This window comes from Spirillospora sp. NPDC048911, from assembly GCF_043198015.1.
GTDB lineage: Bacteria > Actinomycetota > Actinomycetes > Streptosporangiales > Streptosporangiaceae > Spirillospora.
The window spans coordinates 1-17,149 of the sequence record NZ_JBICUD010000005.1 but is presented as its reverse complement, the minus strand read 5'-3'; the positions used below and the strand labels follow the sequence as shown (position 1 = coordinate 17,149).

At 70.0% G+C, this 17,149-nt stretch carries 20 protein-coding genes, 1 tRNA gene and 2 pseudogenes; 8 read left to right on the top strand and 15 right to left on the bottom strand.

Annotated elements, in window-relative coordinates; translation table 11 throughout:
• Nucleotides 1-41 precede the first annotated feature (41 nt).
• The 3 genes from ACGFNU_RS22795 to bcp all read right to left on the bottom strand — a co-directional run bounded on the left by ACGFNU_RS22795 (nucleotide 42) and on the right by bcp (nucleotide 1,806).
• On the bottom strand, nucleotides 42-1,004 hold the full coding sequence (locus ACGFNU_RS22795) for an anti-sigma factor RsbA family regulatory protein (RefSeq protein WP_392596557.1): 963 nt from the start codon (nucleotides 1,002-1,004) through the stop codon (nucleotides 42-44).
• Nucleotides 1,005-1,169: 165 nt separating this feature from the next.
• Nucleotides 1,170-1,254: transfer RNA gene (locus ACGFNU_RS22790), tRNA-Leu, on the bottom strand.
• A gap of 84 nt (nucleotides 1,255-1,338) precedes the next feature.
• Nucleotides 1,339-1,806 carry a thioredoxin-dependent thiol peroxidase gene (gene bcp, locus ACGFNU_RS22785; protein ID WP_392596555.1) on the bottom strand — a complete coding sequence of 156 codons (468 nt, stop codon included), beginning with the start codon at nucleotides 1,804-1,806 and terminating at the stop codon, nucleotides 1,339-1,341.
• A 119-nt stretch (nucleotides 1,807-1,925) separates the two neighbouring features.
• Here bcp and ACGFNU_RS22780 point away from each other — a divergent pair, with 119 nt between their 5' ends.
• Nucleotides 1,926-2,228 carry a DUF3618 domain-containing protein gene (locus ACGFNU_RS22780; RefSeq protein ID WP_392596553.1) on the top strand — a complete coding sequence of 101 codons (303 nt, stop codon included), beginning with the start codon at nucleotides 1,926-1,928 and terminating at the stop codon, nucleotides 2,226-2,228.
• Here the strand turns inward: ACGFNU_RS22780 and ACGFNU_RS22775 are convergent.
• From ACGFNU_RS22775 to ACGFNU_RS22740, 8 genes and pseudogenes are all read right to left on the bottom strand, one after another.
• A complete protein-coding gene (locus tag ACGFNU_RS22775; protein WP_392597728.1) occupies nucleotides 2,182-2,403 on the bottom strand; it encodes a zf-HC2 domain-containing protein in 222 nt (73 codons plus the stop codon). The two genes, ACGFNU_RS22780 and ACGFNU_RS22775, sit on opposite strands and share 47 nt — an antisense overlap.
• A 69-nt stretch (nucleotides 2,404-2,472) precedes the next feature.
• Nucleotides 2,473-3,744, bottom strand: a complete 1,272-nt coding sequence (locus tag ACGFNU_RS22770; RefSeq protein WP_392597726.1) for a glycoside hydrolase family 4 — start codon at nucleotides 3,742-3,744, stop codon at nucleotides 2,473-2,475.
• Nucleotides 3,745-3,758: 14 nt separating this feature from the next.
• The gene (locus tag ACGFNU_RS22765) at nucleotides 3,759-4,925 is read right to left on the bottom strand and encodes a carbohydrate kinase family protein (RefSeq protein ID WP_392596551.1); all 1,167 of its coding nucleotides are present in this window, start codon (nucleotides 4,923-4,925) and stop codon (nucleotides 3,759-3,761) included.
• The gene (locus ACGFNU_RS22760; protein ID WP_392596549.1) at nucleotides 4,922-5,677 is read right to left on the bottom strand and encodes an SIMPL domain-containing protein; all 756 of its coding nucleotides are present in this window, start codon (nucleotides 5,675-5,677) and stop codon (nucleotides 4,922-4,924) included. Before ACGFNU_RS22760 ends, ACGFNU_RS22765 begins: the two co-directional genes overlap by 4 nt.
• A gap of 70 nt (nucleotides 5,678-5,747) precedes the next feature.
• A complete protein-coding gene (locus tag ACGFNU_RS22755) occupies nucleotides 5,748-6,932 on the bottom strand; it encodes an amino acid deaminase/aldolase (RefSeq protein WP_392596547.1) in 1,185 nt (394 codons plus the stop codon).
• Between the two features lie 60 nt (nucleotides 6,933-6,992).
• The gene (locus ACGFNU_RS22750) at nucleotides 6,993-7,427 is read right to left on the bottom strand and encodes an alpha/beta hydrolase family esterase (RefSeq protein ID WP_392597775.1); all 435 of its coding nucleotides are present in this window, start codon (nucleotides 7,425-7,427) and stop codon (nucleotides 6,993-6,995) included.
• 7 nt (nucleotides 7,428-7,434) lie between these two features.
• Nucleotides 7,435-7,620 (bottom strand): annotated as a pseudogene (locus ACGFNU_RS22745) (hypothetical protein); the annotation flags it as partial.
• A 369-nt stretch (nucleotides 7,621-7,989) separates the two neighbouring features.
• Nucleotides 7,990-9,366, bottom strand: a complete 1,377-nt coding sequence (locus tag ACGFNU_RS22740) for an MFS transporter (protein WP_392596545.1) — start codon at nucleotides 9,364-9,366, stop codon at nucleotides 7,990-7,992.
• An 89-nt stretch (nucleotides 9,367-9,455) separates the two neighbouring features.
• Between ACGFNU_RS22740 and ACGFNU_RS22735 the strand changes: the two genes are divergently transcribed.
• The gene (locus ACGFNU_RS22735) at nucleotides 9,456-10,274 is read left to right on the top strand and encodes a helix-turn-helix domain-containing protein (RefSeq protein ID WP_392596543.1); all 819 of its coding nucleotides are present in this window, start codon (nucleotides 9,456-9,458) and stop codon (nucleotides 10,272-10,274) included.
• A 223-nt stretch (nucleotides 10,275-10,497) separates the two neighbouring features.
• Complete coding sequence (locus ACGFNU_RS22730; protein ID WP_392596541.1) at nucleotides 10,498-11,646, top strand: epoxide hydrolase family protein; 1,149 nt, start codon at nucleotides 10,498-10,500, stop codon at nucleotides 11,644-11,646.
• A 49-nt stretch (nucleotides 11,647-11,695) separates the two neighbouring features.
• On the opposite strand, the gene ACGFNU_RS22725 is transcribed toward ACGFNU_RS22730, so the two are convergent.
• On the bottom strand, nucleotides 11,696-12,475 hold the full coding sequence (locus ACGFNU_RS22725; RefSeq protein ID WP_392596539.1) for an SDR family NAD(P)-dependent oxidoreductase: 780 nt from the start codon (nucleotides 12,473-12,475) through the stop codon (nucleotides 11,696-11,698).
• Between the two features lie 104 nt (nucleotides 12,476-12,579).
• Here ACGFNU_RS22725 and ACGFNU_RS22720 point away from each other — a divergent pair, with 104 nt between their 5' ends.
• The 3 genes from ACGFNU_RS22720 to ACGFNU_RS22710 all read left to right on the top strand — a co-directional run bounded on the left by ACGFNU_RS22720 (nucleotide 12,580) and on the right by ACGFNU_RS22710 (nucleotide 14,022).
• Nucleotides 12,580-13,164, top strand: a complete 585-nt coding sequence (locus tag ACGFNU_RS22720) for a TetR/AcrR family transcriptional regulator (RefSeq protein ID WP_392596537.1) — start codon at nucleotides 12,580-12,582, stop codon at nucleotides 13,162-13,164.
• A 90-nt stretch (nucleotides 13,165-13,254) separates the two neighbouring features.
• Entirely contained in the window at nucleotides 13,255-13,713 is a 459-nt protein-coding gene (locus tag ACGFNU_RS22715) for a carboxymuconolactone decarboxylase family protein (RefSeq protein ID WP_392596535.1), read from the top strand.
• A gap of 96 nt (nucleotides 13,714-13,809) precedes the next feature.
• Nucleotides 13,810-14,022 (top strand): CU044_2847 family protein, encoded by a 213-nt coding sequence (locus tag ACGFNU_RS22710; protein ID WP_392596533.1) that lies wholly within the window; start codon nucleotides 13,810-13,812, stop codon nucleotides 14,020-14,022.
• On the opposite strand, the gene ACGFNU_RS22705 is transcribed toward ACGFNU_RS22710, so the two are convergent.
• Entirely contained in the window at nucleotides 14,012-14,272 is a 261-nt protein-coding gene (locus ACGFNU_RS22705) for a hypothetical protein (protein ID WP_392596531.1), read from the bottom strand. The two genes, ACGFNU_RS22710 and ACGFNU_RS22705, sit on opposite strands and share 11 nt — an antisense overlap.
• On the opposite strand from ACGFNU_RS22705, the pseudogene ACGFNU_RS22700 reads away from it, so the two are divergent.
• Nucleotides 14,271-14,819: pseudogene (locus ACGFNU_RS22700) on the top strand (CHAT domain-containing protein); the annotation flags it as partial. The gene ACGFNU_RS22705 and the pseudogene ACGFNU_RS22700 sit on opposite strands and share 2 nt — an antisense overlap.
• A gap of 150 nt (nucleotides 14,820-14,969) precedes the next feature.
• Entirely contained in the window at nucleotides 14,970-15,278 is a 309-nt protein-coding gene (locus tag ACGFNU_RS22695) for a WD40 repeat domain-containing protein (RefSeq protein ID WP_392597725.1), read from the top strand.
• Between the two features lie 91 nt (nucleotides 15,279-15,369).
• Here ACGFNU_RS22695 and ACGFNU_RS22690 read toward each other — a convergent pair whose 3' ends face one another.
• Both ACGFNU_RS22690 and ACGFNU_RS22685 read right to left on the bottom strand, forming a co-directional pair.
• A complete protein-coding gene (locus ACGFNU_RS22690) occupies nucleotides 15,370-15,702 on the bottom strand; it encodes a hypothetical protein (protein WP_392596530.1) in 333 nt (110 codons plus the stop codon).
• Between the two features lie 533 nt (nucleotides 15,703-16,235).
• Nucleotides 16,236-17,149 (bottom strand): DUF222 domain-containing protein (locus tag ACGFNU_RS22685; RefSeq protein WP_392596528.1); only part of this gene is annotated, 914 nt, incomplete at its 5' end.

Here is a 17,149-nt window from a genome sequence, read left to right as displayed (position 1 = left end):
CGGATTTGGAAGCCCTTTGCACAGAACCCCTCACGCTCCGTTCACCTCCATGGCTGCACCCGCACCACGGCGGGCACGCTCGGCAGGCCCAGCCGGAGCCGCACCGTGGTGCCGTCACCGGTGCGGATCTGCACGATCGAGCAGAGCAGCCGGACGGCCCACAAGCCGAACCGTCCCGGCCCGTCCGCCCCTGGCGGGAGCAGCCCGAACCCCGAACGCGCAGCCCAGCGGCCGGCGTCCTTGACCTCGCAGACGAGCTCTCCGGGCTCCAGCCAGATCCGCAGCACGATCGGCGGCGCGCCGTGCCGGATCGCGTTGGTGACGACCTCGGTGACCGCGACCAGCAGCCGCTGGAGATCCTCCTCGGCCAGCGGCGTGCGCCGTGCGTAGTCGGTCACCCAGGCGCGCAGCCAGAAGAGGTCGGGCCGCTCGATGTCGAGCCGCTCGGCCCGCGCGGGCGGATCCGGCAGCGCCTCCTCGTCGCACATGGCGCTGTAGGTCCACGGATCGACATAGCCCGGGTTGCCGAGCGCGCGGCTCCCGCGCAGGGTCTCCGGATGCGTCCGCCGCGCGGCCGCGACGACCCCGGCCGGCAGCGTGCGCGCGTACGGGCACAGGATCGCGGCGCCGGTCCGCGCGAACGCGACGTTGACGATCGCCTCGACCCGCTGCCACTCCAGCACCTCCAGCGGGCGCCGTCCCGTCCAGGCCGGCTCGCCGAGGATCCGCAGCCGCCGCCCCTGCTCGCACAGCTGGTCGGCGTCGCTCAGGCAGTCGGCCAGCGTCCGCGAGGGATGCGCGTACCACCCGTCGGCCTCGACGAACTCGACGCCGCGCGCCCTGGGACCCAGCCCCTCGCGCAGCAGCGTCTCGCTGCCGACGCCGGTGACGGCCAGGACCCGGTCACCCGCGTCGATCCCCGTGCTGAGGAACGGCACGGCTCCGGCGAGGAACTCGTCGACCCCGTCGTAGGGAAGCACGCGATGGGAGAAGGTTTCGCTCACGGTGCCCCACCTGCGTTGTGATCACAGTGCCACCGCCCGCTCACCGTCCGAACGGGCCAACCCAGCGTAAGCCGATCGCCCCGCCGTCGCCCAGAGCGTTTTTCAGATGATGATGAGTAACCACGTCTTATGCGGCGATGCGCCGGTTATGGGCGTTCTTATGGGTGCGGACGGGGGGACTCGAACCCCCACGGTGTCTCCACCAACAGGACCTAAACCTGCCGCGTATGCCTGATTTCGCCACGTCCGCCAGCTTTGGACGGTTCGCGTCCGAAGCCTTGTTCCTCGATCTTAGAGGCCGGAGCCGGGAGCCCGGTCCTGGGAGCGCCGCGGCTCAGACGGCGAGGTCGCGGCGGAGGCGGTCGACGTGGCCGGTGGCCTTCACGTTGTAGTAGGCCTTCTCGATCTTGCCCTCGGCGTCGAGGATGAACGTGGAGCGGATGACTCCGACGACGAGCTTGCCGTAGAGCTTCTTCTCGCCGTACGCGCCGTAGGCCTGGAGGACCTTGGCGTCGGGGTCGGACAGGAGGGGGAACGTGAGGCCCTCCTTCTCGCGGAACTTGGCGAGCTTGGCGGGCTCGTCGGGGGAGATGCCCACGACCGCGACACCGGCGGCGTCGAGGGCGGCGAGGCTGCTCTGGAAGTCGACCGACTCCTTGGTGCAGCCGGGGGTCATCGCGGCCGGGTAGAAGTAGAGGATCGCGCGGCGGCCGCGCAGGGACGCCAGGGAGACGGGGCTGCCGTCCGCGTCGGGAAGCTCGAACTCGGGGGCGACGTCGCCTGGCTGCAGCCGCTCGGACACGGGTTCCGCCTTTCGCTTGGATGAATCAGGTCCACCGTACCGGCTGGGGTGAGGCGGCGTTTCCCTGGAAGACCTGACAAGATATGCGGATCATGCGTTGCTGACGATGGGAACAGGGCATGGCTGACAGGCGCGACCCGGAGGCGCTGGAGCGGGAGATCGAGCGCACCCGCCTGGAGCTCGCACGCACGATCGACGAGCTCGCGGATCGGGTCAGTCCGCGGAACGTGGCGGAGCGGGGCAAGGCGCGCCTCCGGGAGGAGGCCGAGCTCGTCGTCCAGACGGCGCGCTCGTTCGTCTACGTCGAGGAGCCCAAGGACGGCGAGCCGGGGCAGATCAACCCCAAGGCGGTGGCGATCGGGGTGGGCGTGGCGGTCACCTTGACGGCTCTGGTCCTCTTGAGGCGGCGCAAACGCCGCTGAGACGCCGGGCGAAGGCGCCGGACCGCGCTCCGCGGCCGGCGCTTCTGCGTGTCCGGGCGAGAACGCGGACGACGCTCTGGAGCTCGGTCAGCTCGGCCTGGCAGGACGCGCACCTGGGCAGGTGCGCGCGCAGGTCGGCGGCCTCTGGACCGGTCAGTTGGCCCAGGGCGTACACGCCGAGATCGAGCTCGTAGCCGCAGATTCCTTGCACATCCTTGGGTACGGCGCGCGGCGGTGTCTGCGTTCAGCCGAATTGCGGAAGGTGTGCGCGGTGCGCCGCGAGGCCCTCGTCGAGAATCTTCTCCGCCGTGTGCTTGCTGGTGACGAAGGGGTGCGCCATCAGGGCCTGGAGCGCGAGATGGCGCGATCCGGTCACGGCCGCGTCGGACGCGAGCCGCTCGTACTCGTGGATCGACTGGGTGAGGCCCCGGACGGCGCGCGGCAGCGGGCCCTGGGCGAGCGGGACGGGGCCCGCGGCGGTGAGGAGCGAGGGCACTTCGACGATCGCCTCGGGCGGCAGGGAGGAGATCGCGCCGTTGTTGGCGGTGTTGACGATGACCCGGCGGCTCTCGTTCAGATGGAGCGTGCAGATCACGTCGATGGCGAACTCGCCGTGCTCGCCGCCGCCGCGTTCCCGGCTGGGGTCGGGGTCGGGCTTGGTCGACTCCTCGGTGATCTGCGCGAAGAAACCGGGCAGCATCGCCTGGATGTCTTCGGCGCGCGTGGTGCCCTTGGCGCGCAGTTCGTCGACCACCTGGTCATGGAAGAAGTAGTACTTGGAGTAGGAGTTGGGCAGGAAGCCGAGGGCTTTGGCGAGCTCGGCCATGCGGGACGGGTCGCGCCACGGGGTGGCTCCGCTGCCGGGGATCTCCAGGTCGGCGAGGAGGGCCTGAAGGTCGAGTTGCTTGCCGTCCAAGCGCACGCGTTCGGCCCAGGTGGCGTGGTTGAGGCCGATCCAGTCGACTTCGAGGCGTGCGTAGGGGAGGCCGAGGAGACCGGCCCACATCTCGGTGTCGCCCACGAACTGGTCGCAGAGACCGATGATGCGGATGCCGGTGTTGCGGGTCACGGCGTCGGTGACGATGTTCGTCGGGTTGGTGTAGTTGACGATCCACGCGTCCGGCTCGGCGTGCGCGGCGATCTCCAGGAGGACGGGGACGGACCGGCACGCCATCATGAACCCGCCGGGCCCCGCGGTCTCCTGGCCGACGACGCCGTGCTTGAGCGGGATCGCCTCGTCGAGATGGCGGGCCGCCATGCCGCCGGGCCGGAACGTGGTGAAGATGTAGGCGGCGCCGTCGAGCGCGGGCTTGAGGTCGGTGTGGGTGGTGACGGTGAATGAGGCGTCACGGGCGGCGAACATGTTGGTGGCGAGCCGGGCCATGAGGGCGAGGTTGCCCGCGTCCAGGTCGTAGAAGGCGAGCTCGGCGCCGGCCAGGTCGTCCGCGCGGTGCAGGAGGCCACGGATGACGCCGGGCATGTAGCCGCTGCCCGCTCCGATGATCGCGATCTTCATGGTCACCTCGGTGCTCATCTCAAGGTCGGCTCGGCGCGGGTCACCGAGTCGGGGCCGCGGTCGAGCTCGGCCTCGGGAATGTAGGGGACGACGAAGTCGTACCGTTCCAGGACCTCCGCGGGCACCTCGCCGGACTCGCCGAACGCCGCGATCTCGCCCCAGCACGGCGCGCCGAGGGAACCGCTGTAGTGGCGGACCGACAGCCCCGCGCAGAGGTTGGCGAACGAGAGCCGCTGGCCGAGGGGCCAGCCCGCGAGCGTGCCGAAGACGAATCCGGCGGCGAACACGTCGCCCGCCCCGGTCGGGTCGAGGGCCTCGACGGGCAGGGCCGGCGCCGCGGCGCGTTCGCCCGTCGTCGAGTCGATGGCGATGGCGCCGCGCGAGCCCTGCTTGACCACCACGACCGGGACGCGCGCGGCCAGCGCCTCCAGGGCGGCCTCGGGGGTGCGGGCGCGCGTGTAGGCCATCGCCTCGACCGCGTTGGGCAGGAAGACGTCCACGTGCTCCAGCCGGTCGAGCACGTCGGTGGACCAGGTCTCGGTCGGGTCCCAGCCGAGGTCGGCGAAGACGAGCGCGCCCTCCTCGCGCATGGCCAGGGCCCAGCCCGGGACCGCCCGGTCGATGTCGATGAAGCAGGTCGCGGCCGCGGGGAGGTCGCCGACGAGGGCGTCGGCGGGCATGGGCAGCGGCTTGGTGTAGGTGACCATGCTGCGGTCGGCCGCGTACGCCAGCGAGACGGTCACCGGCGTGGACCAGCCGTTGACCTTGCGCGACCAGCTCAGGTCGACGTCCTCCTGCTCGGAGAGAGTGCGCCAGAGGTACGCGCCGAACATGTCGTCGCCGAACGCCGCCGCGAGCCCGGTGCGCAGGCCGAGCCGGCTCATCGCGACCGCGATGTTGGCGATGCCGCCGGGGGCGGAGCCGAGCCCGTCGGTGACGAGCTCGGTGCCGGGCGGCGGCAACCCGGGCAGCCCGGTGAAGATCATGTCCATGAACACCTGGCCGGTCAGGAAGACGTCCAGCCCTCCGGCGTCCGGTCCCCGCAGCTCGCTCGGCACCCCGGGCCCGCGTTCGGCACAGGGATCCACCAAAGACGGCTCCGGCGGCGTCCCCGGCGCCCCGGCCGCGCCCTTCGCGGTCATCCGGGCCGAGCCGTTGGTGTGGGCCATGTCGGCTGTCATGGCGCCTCCGGGCTTGGCGTGCCGGCGGGCGCCTCCGGGGCGGGGCCGGTGGCGGACGTCTCTGGGGCGGCGGGGGTTTCGAGGTCGGGCGGGGTGGCGCGGAAGCGTGCCTCGACGGCGGCGCGGACGGTCTGGGTCTCGGGCTCCAGGTCGATCGCCTCCGGCCCGCTGCTGTCGGCCGCTCCGTAGCCCGGCGCGGCCGCCATCACCGCGTACTCCTGGGGGCCGCCCCTGGCCGGGTCGGTGGTGAGGCCCTCGTCTGCCAGCTCGACCAGCCCCGTGAGGCGGCAGCCGAGCGCCTCGGCGTAGCTGCGGGCCCGGGCCACGGCCTCCTGCGCAGCCTGCCGCGCCGCGTCCTTGTAGACCTGGCTGTCGCGGCGGAGCTCCCAGGACGGGCCGTTCACATAGGTACGTTCCAAGTCGCCGAGACGCGTGACCAGCTCGCCCAGGACGGTGAAGTCGGCGACCGTGATCTTGATCCAGACGGTGCCCTGGTAGGCGCGGATGTCGCCCTCGCGCCGCCGGTACTTCAGCAGCGGCGTGATCGAGAGGCCGCCCGTCTCGAGCTTCTCGACCGCGTCCCCGTATGACGTGACCAGGTCGAGACAGTGCTGGTTGCGCTCGACGAGCCGGTCGAGCGCCCTGCGCCGGTCGCTCTCCTGCGTCTGCACGTGGACGTGGAGCCGTGCGATCTCCGGCTCGACCTCCAGTACGGCCTCGCCGCGCACGCTGATCAACGGTGCGTCGGTCATAGTGGCCAACTTAACCGGTCCAGCTCCGAACCGGTCAAAGTCGAATGAGGTCAGGGCCGGGTCAAGACGATCAGAGGAAGGTCCGGCCCTCACCGCGGTAGGTGGGCACCGTGCGGACGAGGCGGCCGTCCTCGATCAGGTGCAGGGCGTCGAAACGTTCGCACAGCTCACCGGCCTTGGTGTGGCGGAACCAGACGCGGTCGCCGAGCCGCAGGAGGTCGGCGGCGTCGCCGAGGAGCGGGGTCTGGACCTCGCCGGCGCCCTCGTTCGAATCGAACGCCAGTCCCGTGGGCAGGTACGGCTGGGGCAGGCGGATCCCGTCCCCGGGCCCCGAGGCCAGGTAGCCGCCGCCCAGGCAGGTGACGACGCCCGGTCCGGGCCGCCGGACGACCGGCAGCGCGAACAGCGCGGCCGGGCGGCCGCGGAAGTTGGAGTAGTAGTCGAAGAGGTGCGGCTGGTAGAGCCCGGAGCCCGCGGCCACCTCGGTGACGGCGCGTTCGGCGGCGGTCTTCTCCACGCTGCCGGTGCCGCCGCCGTTGACGAACTCCAGGTCGGTGAGCTCGCGCACGGCCTTGACGATGGCGGCGCGGCGGCGGGCGAGCTCCAGCCGCGAGCGCTTCTGCATGACGCGGATCGTCCGGCCCATCGCGGGCTTGCCGGGCGGGACGTCGCCGACGCCCGCGATCTGCGACTCGTACGCCATGAGGCCGACGAGGTCGAGTCCGGGGCGCTTGAGGATCGCCTCGGCCAGCCCGCGGACCTGCTCGGGGGTGTGCAGCGGCGAGCGCCGGGCGCCGACCCTGACCTTGCCGCCGAGCGCCCGGTAGGAGGCGTCGATGTCGATGCAGACCCGGATCGGACGGCCCCCGGCGCATTCCTCGATCAGGTCGAGATGGTCGGCCGAGTCGACCATGATGGTGATCGTCGCGGCCGCGTGCCCGTCCGCGGCCAGGGCGCGCAGGGCGGTCCGGTCGGCGGTGGGGTAGGCGACGAGGATGTCGTCGCTGATCTCCTGCCCGGCCAGCCAGAGGGCCTCGGGGAGGGTGAACGCCATGATCCCCGCGAAGCCGTCCATCGCCAGGACCTCCGCCAGGAGGGCGCGGCACCGCACGGACTTGCTCGCCACCCGGACGGGCTTGCCGGCGGCGCGGCGGACGAGGTCGGCGGCGTTGGCGCGCAGCGCCGGGAGGTCGACGACCGCGAAGGGCGCCTCGAGGTCGGCGGTGGCGGCGTCGTAGCGCTCGCGGAGGTTCATACCTGCAAGATTGCCACAGAAAACACTAGATATGAATGTTCTTCATGTCTCTCGGTTCCGCTAGCCCTGCGGGTGGGCGTCGAAGAACTTCCATAGCGTCCGGCTGGCCCCGGCGGGCCACCGATGCGTGCCTCCAACGATCTTGCAGAACGTCACTTCGGCTCCGCGGGATCCCTTGCCGGTGGAGCTGCATTCGGCCCCGCCCTGGGCGCGCACGCCCTGGCGCATCGCGGGGAGTCTCCCGGCCTTGCGCCAGAAGTCCACGGCGTACGAGACCGGCGGGAAGCCCCGGCTGTCGTTGAAGTCCCGGCGCCCGCCGCCGTTGAACGGCACGCTCCGGTCGGCGGTGCCGTGGAAGATCATCGCCGAGACCGGGCGGCCGGGCTCGCACGGGGTCACCAGCGCGCCCTCGACCACGCCGATTCCGGCGATCTTGTTCGGGCGCTCGCAGGCCAGCGCCGTTGGAGAACCCCGCCACGTACACCCGCTTGGCATCGGCCAGTCCGGCCGAGGTCAGCTTGTCGATCAGCTTGCTCAGGAAGTCGACGTCCTTGATGTCGCCGAGCTTGGCGGCGCCGCAGCAGCTTCCGGCGTTCCAGGTCGTCATGAAGCCGTTCGGATAGGCGACCAGGAAACCCTGGTCGTCCGAGACCTTGTCGAACCCGGTGAGCGTTCTGAAGGCGTCCATGTTGGAGAGGCCGCCGTGCAGCGCCAGGACGAGGGGCAGCGGCTTGGCCGGCTTGCCGTCCCGCCATTTGCCCTTGGTGAGCTTGGCTGGAACGTGGAGCAGGTATTCGCGATGGCCGGGCGCGCCGACCTCCAGCTTCTGCTTGTGTGTGCCAGTGGCGGTCGGGATTCCCTCTACCGTGGCGGGCCGCTTGTCGTCGGCGGCGCCCTTGCCCTTGCCGCCGCCTCCCTTGGTGTTCTCGGAACAGCCTGCGAGGACGAGGGTGACCGCCAGTGCGAGGAGCAGGATTCGCCGCATGGGGCGAATCTAACCGCTCCCGTCCCGCGCAAACTACCGACGGGTAGCCGCCCGTCGTGTTCACGCGCTCGGTCAGGACGGGCGCGCCGAGCGCACCCTGAGCGCGCAGACGGCTCCGAGGACGAGGAGCCCGATGATCGAAGCGACGACGCGTACGAGCCCGTCGGCGGACGTGGGCGCGGCGAAGTAGACGCTGCCGAGTCCCGCCACCGCCGTCACGCTCGCCAAGAGCGGACCGGTGGAGTTGAGGGCCGAGACCGCCGAGGCGAATCGGATGTCCACCAGCGACGAGACTTGGGCGATCAACGGGCTGTAGCCGGCGGCGTGCCCGGCCCCGGCGATCGCCAGGATCGGCACGGAGACCAAGCCCGGCCACTGGTCGCGTGCGAGCAACGCGATCGTGGCCGCCCCCACCGCGAACGCGACGGGCCCAAGCAGGGGAAGCAGCCTCTGAACCCCTGGGCGGAAACGATTCCAGCTCAGGCTCAGCGAGCCGAAGCCCACGGCATAGGGGACGAACGCCAGCCCGGCCTCGAAAGGGGAGAACCGCAGCGCCGACTGCAGGTGCAGAGTCAGCGTGAGCAGGAAGACCGTGTAGCAGCCCATGACGATCCAGCAAGCCGCCAAGCCCGGCTTCACGCCGGCAGGCCGCAGCGCCTTCGGGTCGAGCAACGGCTGCCGCGCCGTGGTCTCGTACCGGAAGAAAAAGAACAACAGCCCGATGCCGAAGGCCAGCGAGACCCAAGCCCACGCGGGCCAGCCGTGTTCGGGCCCGAAGATCAGCGACCCGGTGAACGCCGTCATGGCGACGGTCAGAACGCCCACCCCAATGAGATCCAGACGCTGCCGGTGCTCGGGCCGCGCGCCGAGCAGGACGCGCGGCCCCACCGCCAGCAGGACCACGCCGATCGGAACGTTGATGAGGAAGGCGGGCCGCCAGCCGAGGCCGAACAGGTCGAGGCTCACGACGAGCCCGCCGACGATCTGCCCGAGCGCGACACCGAGGGCGAGCACCATGCTGTAGATGCCGATGGCCCTCCTTCGCGCGGCCCCGTCCCAGTGCAACTGGATGAGCGAGAAGACCTGCGGCATCAGCAGCGCGGCACCGGCGGCCTGCGCGATGCGGGCGAACACCAGAACTTCGGCGCCGGGTGCCAGGCCGCACCCGAGCGAGGCGGCGGTGAACCATCCGAGCCCCATCAGGAACGCGCGGCGGTGGCCGAGGATGTCGCCCAACCTCGCGCAGGTCACCAGCAGCACTCCGGTGGTCAGCAGGTAACCGGACACGATCAGCTGGATCGCCGCGCCGCCCGCGTCCAGATCCGCCCGGATGGTCTGCGCGGACACCGAGACGATCGAGCCGTCCATGGACGCCATCACCTGCCCGGCGAGCAGCACGGCCAGCATCGGGCCCCGGCGCACGGCGACCGGAGGAGCGAGTTCGGTCATAGGGCAGAGCATCGCCAGACCCGGCACCCGTGGTCTTGAAGAAATATGCGCCCACCGGAATGTCGGAGGCGCCACATAGGGTCGCGGCCGTGCGTACAGCGCAGGTGATGGCCGAGAGCCCGCACTTCACGATCCACACGGTCGCGTGTGCGGAAGACGACGCGCGATGGTCCGAACCGGAGCGAACGGCCGCCCTGCAGATCATCCTGGTCCGCCGCGGCCGGTTTCGCCTCTCCTCGGAGGGCCAAGAGATAGTGGTCGACCCCACCGTCGGCTACCTGCACGGCCCAGGGCAAGAGGAACGCTTCTCCCACCCCGCCGGCGGCGACATCTGCACGTCGATCACGTTCCTAGACAGCACCCTCATCCACGACCTGTGGCCAGAGCCCCCCGTCCACCGCGCCGCGTCGGCTGTGCCGGTGGATGCCCGGCTGGAGCTCGCCCATCGGTTGCTGCCGCATTATGGCGACGATCCCGGGTTCGGTGCGGCGGAGGCGGTGCTCGACCTGCTCATGCTTGCGCTCCGTGGGCATGGCGGTCCGCGACGGCTCGCGCCCGGACGGGCGGAGTTGGCTGAGCGGGCCCGTGAGGCGATCGCGGCGGGCGAGCGGGAGGCGGGCGATCTGGTCGGTCTGGCCCGGCTGGTGGGCACCTCGCCGTCCCATCTGAGCCGGACGTTCCGGCACCACGTCGGCATGACCGTGAGCCGTTACCGCAACCGGGTACGGGTCAGCCGTGCGCTGACCGGCATCGAGGATGGTGAGACCGATCTCGCCGCTCTGGCGTTCTCGCTGGATTTCAGCGACCAGGCGCATTTCAGCCGGGTCATGCGCGAGGAACTCGGTCACACACCGGGCCGCGTCCGGGCGCTCCTGGCCGACCGCCGCAGGCACGGGCCGGCTGGATGAGCCCGGACGACGCGGGTGTGCCGGCTGTCCCGGCAGCAGTACAGGAAGTGACCGTCTCGTTCGGGGCCACCAGCCGGACATGCAGCGCTGTGCTGGCGTTTTTCCTGGGTATCGGCAACTATGTGCGTCCGCGAGCAGCTCGGGCCCGACCACGGAGAGAGTGGAACGGAATAGTTTGTTCTGCTAGAATCGAGGCAGAACGTTCCGCTCAAGGAGGTCGCAGATGTCCGAGATCAAGCCGTTCCGTATTGAGATCACGCAGGCCGACGTGGACGACCTGAAGGGGCGGCTCACGCGCACTCGGTGGGCCGACGAACTGCCCGCCGACGAGGTCGCGGGCAAGGTCGAGGGGGTGCCCGCGCCGCCGGGCTGGGAGTACGGGGTGCCGCTCTCGTACGTCCAGCGGCTGGTCGCGCGCTGGCGGGACGAGTTCGACTGGCGGGAGCAGGAGGCCAGGCTCAACGAGTACCCGCAGTTCACCACCGAGATCGACGGGCAGAACATCCATTTCGTGCACGTGCGGTCGCCCGAACCGGACGCGACCCCGCTGATCCTCACGCATGGCTGGCCCAACACCTTCGTGGAGTACCTGGGCCTGGTCGGCGAGCTGACCGACCCGCGCGCCCACGGCGGCGACCCGGGCGATGCCTTCCATGTCGTGATCCCTTCGATCCCGGGCTTCGGGTTCTCCGGGCCGACGAAGACCCGCGGCTGGAACGCGACGCGGACGGCGAAGGCGTGGGCCGAGCTGATGAGCCGGCTGGGCTACGAGCGGTACGGCGTGCACGGCAACGACGCGGGCGCCATCGTCGGGCCGCTGCTGGGCGAGGCCGACAAGGGGCATGTCGTCGGCGTGCACGTCAACCAGATCTTCTCGTTCCCCCGGGGCGACGAGGGCGAGTTCGAGGGCCTCGCGCCCGAGGACTACCAGGCGTTGCAGTTCGGGCAGGCGTTCGTCGAGCACGCGATCCACGACCGGTCGCAGCAGGCCCAGCCGCAGACCCTCGCGCACGCCCTGTCCGACTCGCCAGCGGGGCAGCTCGCCTGGATGGGACAGCTGCTCGGCGACGCGGTTGAGCCCGACGACGTCCTGACGAACGCATCCATCTACTGGTTCACCAACACTTCGGCGTCGTCGGCACGGTTCTACTACGAGAACCACCACTCTGAGCAGTCGTCAGAGCAGACGACCGTGCCGATGGGGTTGGCGGCCTTCGCCTACGACTTCAAGGCGCCGCGCAAGTTCGCTGAGCGCGACCACTCCAACATCGTGCACTGGAACGAGTACGACCGCGGCAGCCACTGGGCCGCGCACGACGCTCCCGACCTGCTCGTCGGGGACATCCGGGAGTTCTTCAGGAAGCTCGGCTGAGCACGTGATGAAGGCCCTCTGCCCCTCGGGCAGAGGGCCTTCGCGGTGCTCAGGCGGTCTTGATGGAACCGCCGTCGATGAGCACGTCGGTGCCGCTCACGCTCGCGGCACGCGGTGAGGCCAGGTACGTGACGAGCGAGGCCACCTCGGCGGGCTCGACGAACCGGCCCGTCGTCATGCCCATGGACCCGGGCAATGCCGCGAGCAACTGCTCCTGTGTCAGCCCCATCGACTTGGCGAGCTCGGCTCCGTAGCCCGCCGGGTCCTCCCACATCGAGGTGCGGACCGGGCCGGGCGAGACGGTGTTGACCCGCACGCCCCGCGGCCCGAACTCCTCGTCGAGGGCCTTGCCGAACGCGGTGAGCGCGGCCTTGGCGGTCGTGTACGGGACGGGCCCCGCGTGCGGCATCCGGGCGCCGTTGGACGACACGTTCACGATCGTCCCGCCGCGTTCGAGCAGGCTCGGCAGGGCCGCCCGGGTGGTGCGGACCGCGCTGAGGAAGTTGAGCTCGAACGACTGCGTCCACTGCTCGTCGCCGAAGCCGAGGAAGCCGCCGACCTGGCCCTCGCCGCCGTCCCCGCCGCCGACATTGTTGACGAGCAGGTCGACGTCGCCGTCCGCGCGGGCGACGAGCTCCGCCGGCCCGTGCGCTGTGGAGAGGTCGACCGGCACGCAGATCGCCCCGGTGGCGGTCAGTTCGGCGGTGATCGTGCGGGCGCCGGCGACGACGCGCATGCCCTCGCCGATCAGCGCCGTCACGATCGCCAGCCCGATGCCGCGGCCGGCGCCGGTGACGACGGCGGTCTTGCCCGTGAGTCCCATGTCCATGATCGATCCCTTAGATGCGTCGGAGTAGATGCTTCGAACGTAATACTTGCAACACAAATGACGCAAGTCGCCGCGAAGATGTGACGCTGCTGTAGGTTTTGACCATGAACCTCGGTGGGCGCGCACTGCGTTCCGATGCGGAACGCACCGTTCGGACGATTCTGGAAGCGGCAGAACGGGTGCTGAGCAGGAATCCGGCGGCCAGCATGGAGCAGATCGCCGCCGCCGCGGGCGTCGCCCGGACCACCGTCCACCGCCGGTTCGCGTCGCGGGAGGCGCTGGTGGACGCGATGACGGCGTGGGCCACCGAACAGTTCGCGGCGGCCGTGGCCGCGGCGAATCCGGCGACCACCCCGCCCCTCGTCGGGCTCTACCAGGTCACGGCCAACGTGCTGCGCGTCAAGATCGACTGGGGCTTCGCCATGAGCCGTGCCCAGGACGCCGATCCCGAGGTCGCCCACGTTCACGCCGAGGTCCTCGAACGGTGCGACGAGATGTTCCGGCGAGCCCAGGAAGCCGGGTTGCTCCGCCCGGACGTCGACCTCGTCTGGGCGCGCCGCGTCTACTACGCGCTCATCCACGAGGCGGCGCAGGAACGCGGCGAAGACGCCGACGCGCTCGCCACCCGCCTGGTGGACACTCTCCTGCGCGGCATCGGCGAACCGGGCGCTGACCAGCGCCTCCGCTGAATTTCAAAGTTTCCTCCCGCCGGCTGTCACATCGTTCCGCCGGGCTCCGTCAGTGCAGTGACGGACCAGAACGAACGAAGGAGAGCAACGATGGAAGCTCGGATGAAGAACCCCGCCTACGTCCTCCCCGACGCCTTCAAGGGCATCCAGAACATCTTCAAGGCGGTCAACTCCAGCGGCCTGCCGCAGGAGATGCAGGAACTGGTCGGCCTGCGGGTCAGCCAGATCAACGGTTGCAGCGCCTGCGTCCTCGGCCACGTGCGCAACCTCGAGAAGGGCGGCGCGAGCACGGACAAGGTGGCCACGGTCTCCGCCTGGCGCGAGTCGCCCTTCTTCGACGACGCCGAGCGCGCCGCCCTCGCCCTGGCCGAAGCGGCCACCCGCCTCGCCGACCGTTCGGGCGACGCGGTCCCGGACGACATCTGGGACGCCGCCGCCGACCACTTCGACGAGCAGGAGCTCTCCGCGGTCATCCTCGTGGTGGCGCTGACCAACCTGTTCAACCGCCTGAACGCCACCATCAAGGAGCCCGCAGGCACCACGTGGTAACCCGCCGAACGGGCCCCGCCCACCGGCCGGACCACGCCAACCGGTCGGCGAGACTCGTCCTGATCGTCCCCCCACCCTTCCCTTGGGAGGAACGTCGTGGGCCAGTTGGTCGAGCCCACACGCCGCCGGGAAGGCGAGCAGACCGTCGAACGTGCCGCGACCGACCGGATCCGACCGGTCGCGGAAGCCCTGGTCCGGCGGCTGAAGGACCTGCCCGACGCCCCGGAGGAGTTCGGTCTCCAGCTCAGCGCGAAGGCGGGCGCGTTCATCACCAATGACCCGCTACGAGAGCTTCGACTTACTCATTGAACGAGCCGACCAGGGATATCGCGCCCGCGTCCTCGACTCGCCAGGCGGACAGAGCCGAGCCGTTCACGCGGGAGCAGCTCGAGATCTTCCTGCTGCGCAGCCCCGACACCTGCGGCTCATCAGGGACTTCGGCGGCAAGCTGGTCGAGGCGGTCTTCCAGAGCGACGTGCGATACCGGTTCCTGTCCAGCGCCGAACGGGTCGAGGGCGACGAGTCGGGCCTGCGGCTGGGGAACTGGCGGACTTGCCATGGGAGGACGCCGAGACCACGCGCTTCGTGTGCCTGTCGACGAGCACGCCTTTCGTCCGCTTCCTAGAATTCCCGGACCCGGTCCGGGCCCTCCCGGCGAACGCGAGTGGCGCACGATCAACGAGGCTCTCAGCGGCCTGATCGAACAGGGCAGGGTGGTGCTCGACCGCATCACCCCTCCAACGCTGAAGCCGGCTAGAAGAGAATCCGCGTCGAGGCACCACGCGCTGCCTTTCATAGGGCACGGCCGTTTCCTGCCCAGCGTCGGCCACGGCGGGCTCCTGCTGAAGGACGCGCACGGCCGAGGCCGTCCAGCCGGCGGACACGAGCCGGGCGCATTGCCCTACGACCACCGTTCGCCGCGCCTAGCCGTGCTGAACGCCTGCGAGGGCGCCCGTTCAGGCACAGCCGACCCGTCCGCTGGGATGGCGCAGACCCTAGTCCGGCAGCGCATCCCCGCCGTCGTCGCGATGCAGTTCGAGATCAGCGACAGCACCGCGATCAGGTTCTCGCACGTCCTCTACGAAATGCTCGCCGAGGGCAGCCCGGTCGACGCTGCCGGGCCATCTGGGCCACGCCAACCAGGTCGAGTGGGCGACCCTCGTCGGCTACCTGCGCGCCCCCGACGGCCGAGTCTTCGACCTGGACCAGCCCCACCCCGTCGCCTCCGTGCCGTCGTCCGCGACACAGTGATCCGAATGCGTCCAGCGCCTGCCGACGATCATCTCGACGTCGGCGCTCTCTGCTTCAGCCCGGACGGCCGGCTGCTGGCCATCGGCAACGCGTTCAATTCCGTGAATGTCTGGGACGCCGTCAGCTGGGACCGCGTTCACAACATCACTCACAACGGCGCGGTGCGCTCGTTGCACTTCAGCCCTGACGGCAGATGGCTCGCCGTGGCGGGGATGAACAAAGCCGTCGAGTTTCACGACCTCGCCACTGGCGCGTACGACAACCACGCCACCATCTGGGAGTTCGGCGCCTCAGGCCGAACGACCAGCCGGTGAGCAGCTCGACAGGCGGTTAAGAGAGGGCTGTGTGCGCGGCAGTCTGAGTCGCCGCGAGAGCAGAGGCCAGAGCTCAGATCAAGGCAGGAACTCAGGCAGGAAGCAGACAGGTGTCGACGACCCAGCCGGTGATGCCTCTGGAAGTGATCTTGGAGTAGTGGTTGTCGCGTGCGCCGCAGGCGGTGTAGGTGGTGCCCGCCTTGAAGTCGTAACTGCAGGAGACGGCACCCTTGAGCATCAGCCCCAAGGTGGTGCTGTTGGTCGGCGAGACGCGGATCTTCAGGTTCTCCGCCGCCTTGACCCTTGAGATCGGGCAGGACTCCGCCGACTGGACCTGGGCGGCAGACGCCGGGCCTGTCAGCCCCACCCCTGCGAGGGCAAAGGCGGCCAGCGCCGCGGAGGTACCGAGAACTCTTCTCACCATGGATCCTTCCGTTTCCAGAAGGGCCTCACCACTGCTGTCCGGCCCTCAGCGTCGGACACTAGCAGTTGATGATCATTTGAGTGAACAGCCGGGAAGGTGTGGCCTTCTTCGTAAGGGCCTCGCTGAGCTGAGCGAGTGGCTCACGGAGAACGAGCCGCACCCTGGCTGGTTGTCCGTCTGCAGGTCAGGGCGGGGTTGAGGTTCGAGCTTGGCAGCGAGGTGAGCGAGGGCAGGGCAATGCGCCAACGTGACGGCACGTTGGCGGTGGGGAACGGGCTTCGCTGCGCTGCGCGCGAGGTGGAGCCGATGTGGCTGTGGCGACTGCGTTCATGTTTGCGGAGTGGTTCAAGAGTGCGAGGGCAGAGCCTGTCTGGGAGCGGGGGTAGCGGCGCTGGGAAGCGGCGGTCACCGGAATGGGGTCTGCGGCCAAGGGCTGCCTGGCGGACTGCGGTCAGGTGGAGCAGTTGTAGGCGTGCCTGTAGGCCCGGTGTGTTGGTGGCGCCGGGCTTCAGGCTGGATCGATGGGGGTGGGGTCAGGCCGCGTGGTGGTCGTTGCGCCAGGGGTTGTCGGCCTGATCGACCAGTCTTCGTCTGGATCGTGCTGCTTTCCCCTTGGGTGGCAGGGTCCGGTAGACGAAGCGTCCGTCCTGCCCCTGGCTGATCTGTATTTGTTCGGGGTTGGCGTGTTTCCATCGGTTGTGCCAGCCGCAGCACAGTGCGAGTTTGTCGATGTCGGTGGGGCTGTGTCCCAGTGCCCATCCGTCGACGTGGTCGATCTCGCACAGGAGGCCGGGTACTTCACAGCCGCGGACCGCGCAGGTGTCGTAGAGGGTTTCCAGCACCTGGCGTTGGGCGGGGCTGGCGATGCGGGCGGTGCGGCCCAGATACAGCGGCACCTCCTTGGCGCCCAGGATCAGGGTGGAGATTCCGGCGTTGAGCGCCAGCCGCCTAACCTGCGCGGCGGGGATCGGTGTGCCGTCGCGCAACCGTCCGGGGGCGTCGCTGCCGGTCAAGGTGTCGAGGTGGGCGATGACGGTGACGCGGCTGTCTTTGTGGCCTTGGGACAGCAGGGTGGTCAACGCCGCAGCGGTGCGTTCGGCCCGGTCCCGCAGATCGTCGCCCCCAGCGGGTTTGGCCAGTGGGGCGAGTGTGCCGTCCAGGATGGCGGTGTCTTCGGGGTTGAGCCAGCCTTTGAGGTAGCAGCCGCCGTCGAGGGACCGGTTGGCCGTCAGCCAGGACCGGGCGTAACCGCGCTGCACGTCTTCGGGCGGGGTGTCGGTGCCGTTGGCCTGGTTGACCAGGTCGTGGATCTTTTCGCCGAGTTTGGCGAGTTTGCTGGGTGGCACGTCGCGGTCGATGGCGTCCAGCAGGATTTGTTCGGCTGCGGTGCAGTCGTCGTCGCTGGGTAGGCGGTGGACGGTGTTGGCGATGGTGACGGCGTATCCGG

Bases quoted from the DNA above. Each gene is read 5' to 3' on its own strand.
- ACGFNU_RS22780 (WP_392596553.1), top strand. From the start codon at position 1,926: ATGGCTGACAGGCGCGACCCGGAGGCGCTGGAGCGGGAGATCGAGCGC.
- ACGFNU_RS22770 (WP_392597726.1), bottom strand. From the start codon at position 3,744: ATGAAGATCGCGATCATCGGAGCGGGCAGCGGCTACATGCCCGGCGTC.
- ACGFNU_RS22765 (WP_392596551.1), bottom strand. From the start codon at position 4,925: ATGACAGCCGACATGGCCCACACCAACGGCTCGGCCCGGATGACCGCG.
- ACGFNU_RS22760 (WP_392596549.1), bottom strand. From the start codon at position 5,677: ATGACCGACGCACCGTTGATCAGCGTGCGCGGCGAGGCCGTACTGGAG.
- ACGFNU_RS22755 (WP_392596547.1), bottom strand. From the start codon at position 6,932: ATGAACCTCCGCGAGCGCTACGACGCCGCCACCGCCGACCTCGAGGCG.
- ACGFNU_RS22750 (WP_392597775.1), bottom strand. From the start codon at position 7,427: ATGCCAAGCGGGTGTACGTGGCGGGGTTCTCCAACGGCGCTGGCCTGC.
- ACGFNU_RS22740 (WP_392596545.1), bottom strand. From the start codon at position 9,366: ATGACCGAACTCGCTCCTCCGGTCGCCGTGCGCCGGGGCCCGATGCTG.
- ACGFNU_RS22730 (WP_392596541.1), top strand. From the start codon at position 10,498: ATGTCCGAGATCAAGCCGTTCCGTATTGAGATCACGCAGGCCGACGTG.
- ACGFNU_RS22725 (WP_392596539.1), bottom strand. From the start codon at position 12,475: ATGGACATGGGACTCACGGGCAAGACCGCCGTCGTCACCGGCGCCGGC.
- ACGFNU_RS22720 (WP_392596537.1), top strand. From the start codon at position 12,580: ATGAACCTCGGTGGGCGCGCACTGCGTTCCGATGCGGAACGCACCGTT.
- ACGFNU_RS22715 (WP_392596535.1), top strand. From the start codon at position 13,255: ATGGAAGCTCGGATGAAGAACCCCGCCTACGTCCTCCCCGACGCCTTC.
- ACGFNU_RS22705 (WP_392596531.1), bottom strand. From the start codon at position 14,272: ATGGCAAGTCCGCCAGTTCCCCAGCCGCAGGCCCGACTCGTCGCCCTC.
- ACGFNU_RS22695 (WP_392597725.1), top strand. From the start codon at position 14,970: ATGCGTCCAGCGCCTGCCGACGATCATCTCGACGTCGGCGCTCTCTGC.
- ACGFNU_RS22690 (WP_392596530.1), bottom strand. From the start codon at position 15,702: ATGGTGAGAAGAGTTCTCGGTACCTCCGCGGCGCTGGCCGCCTTTGCC.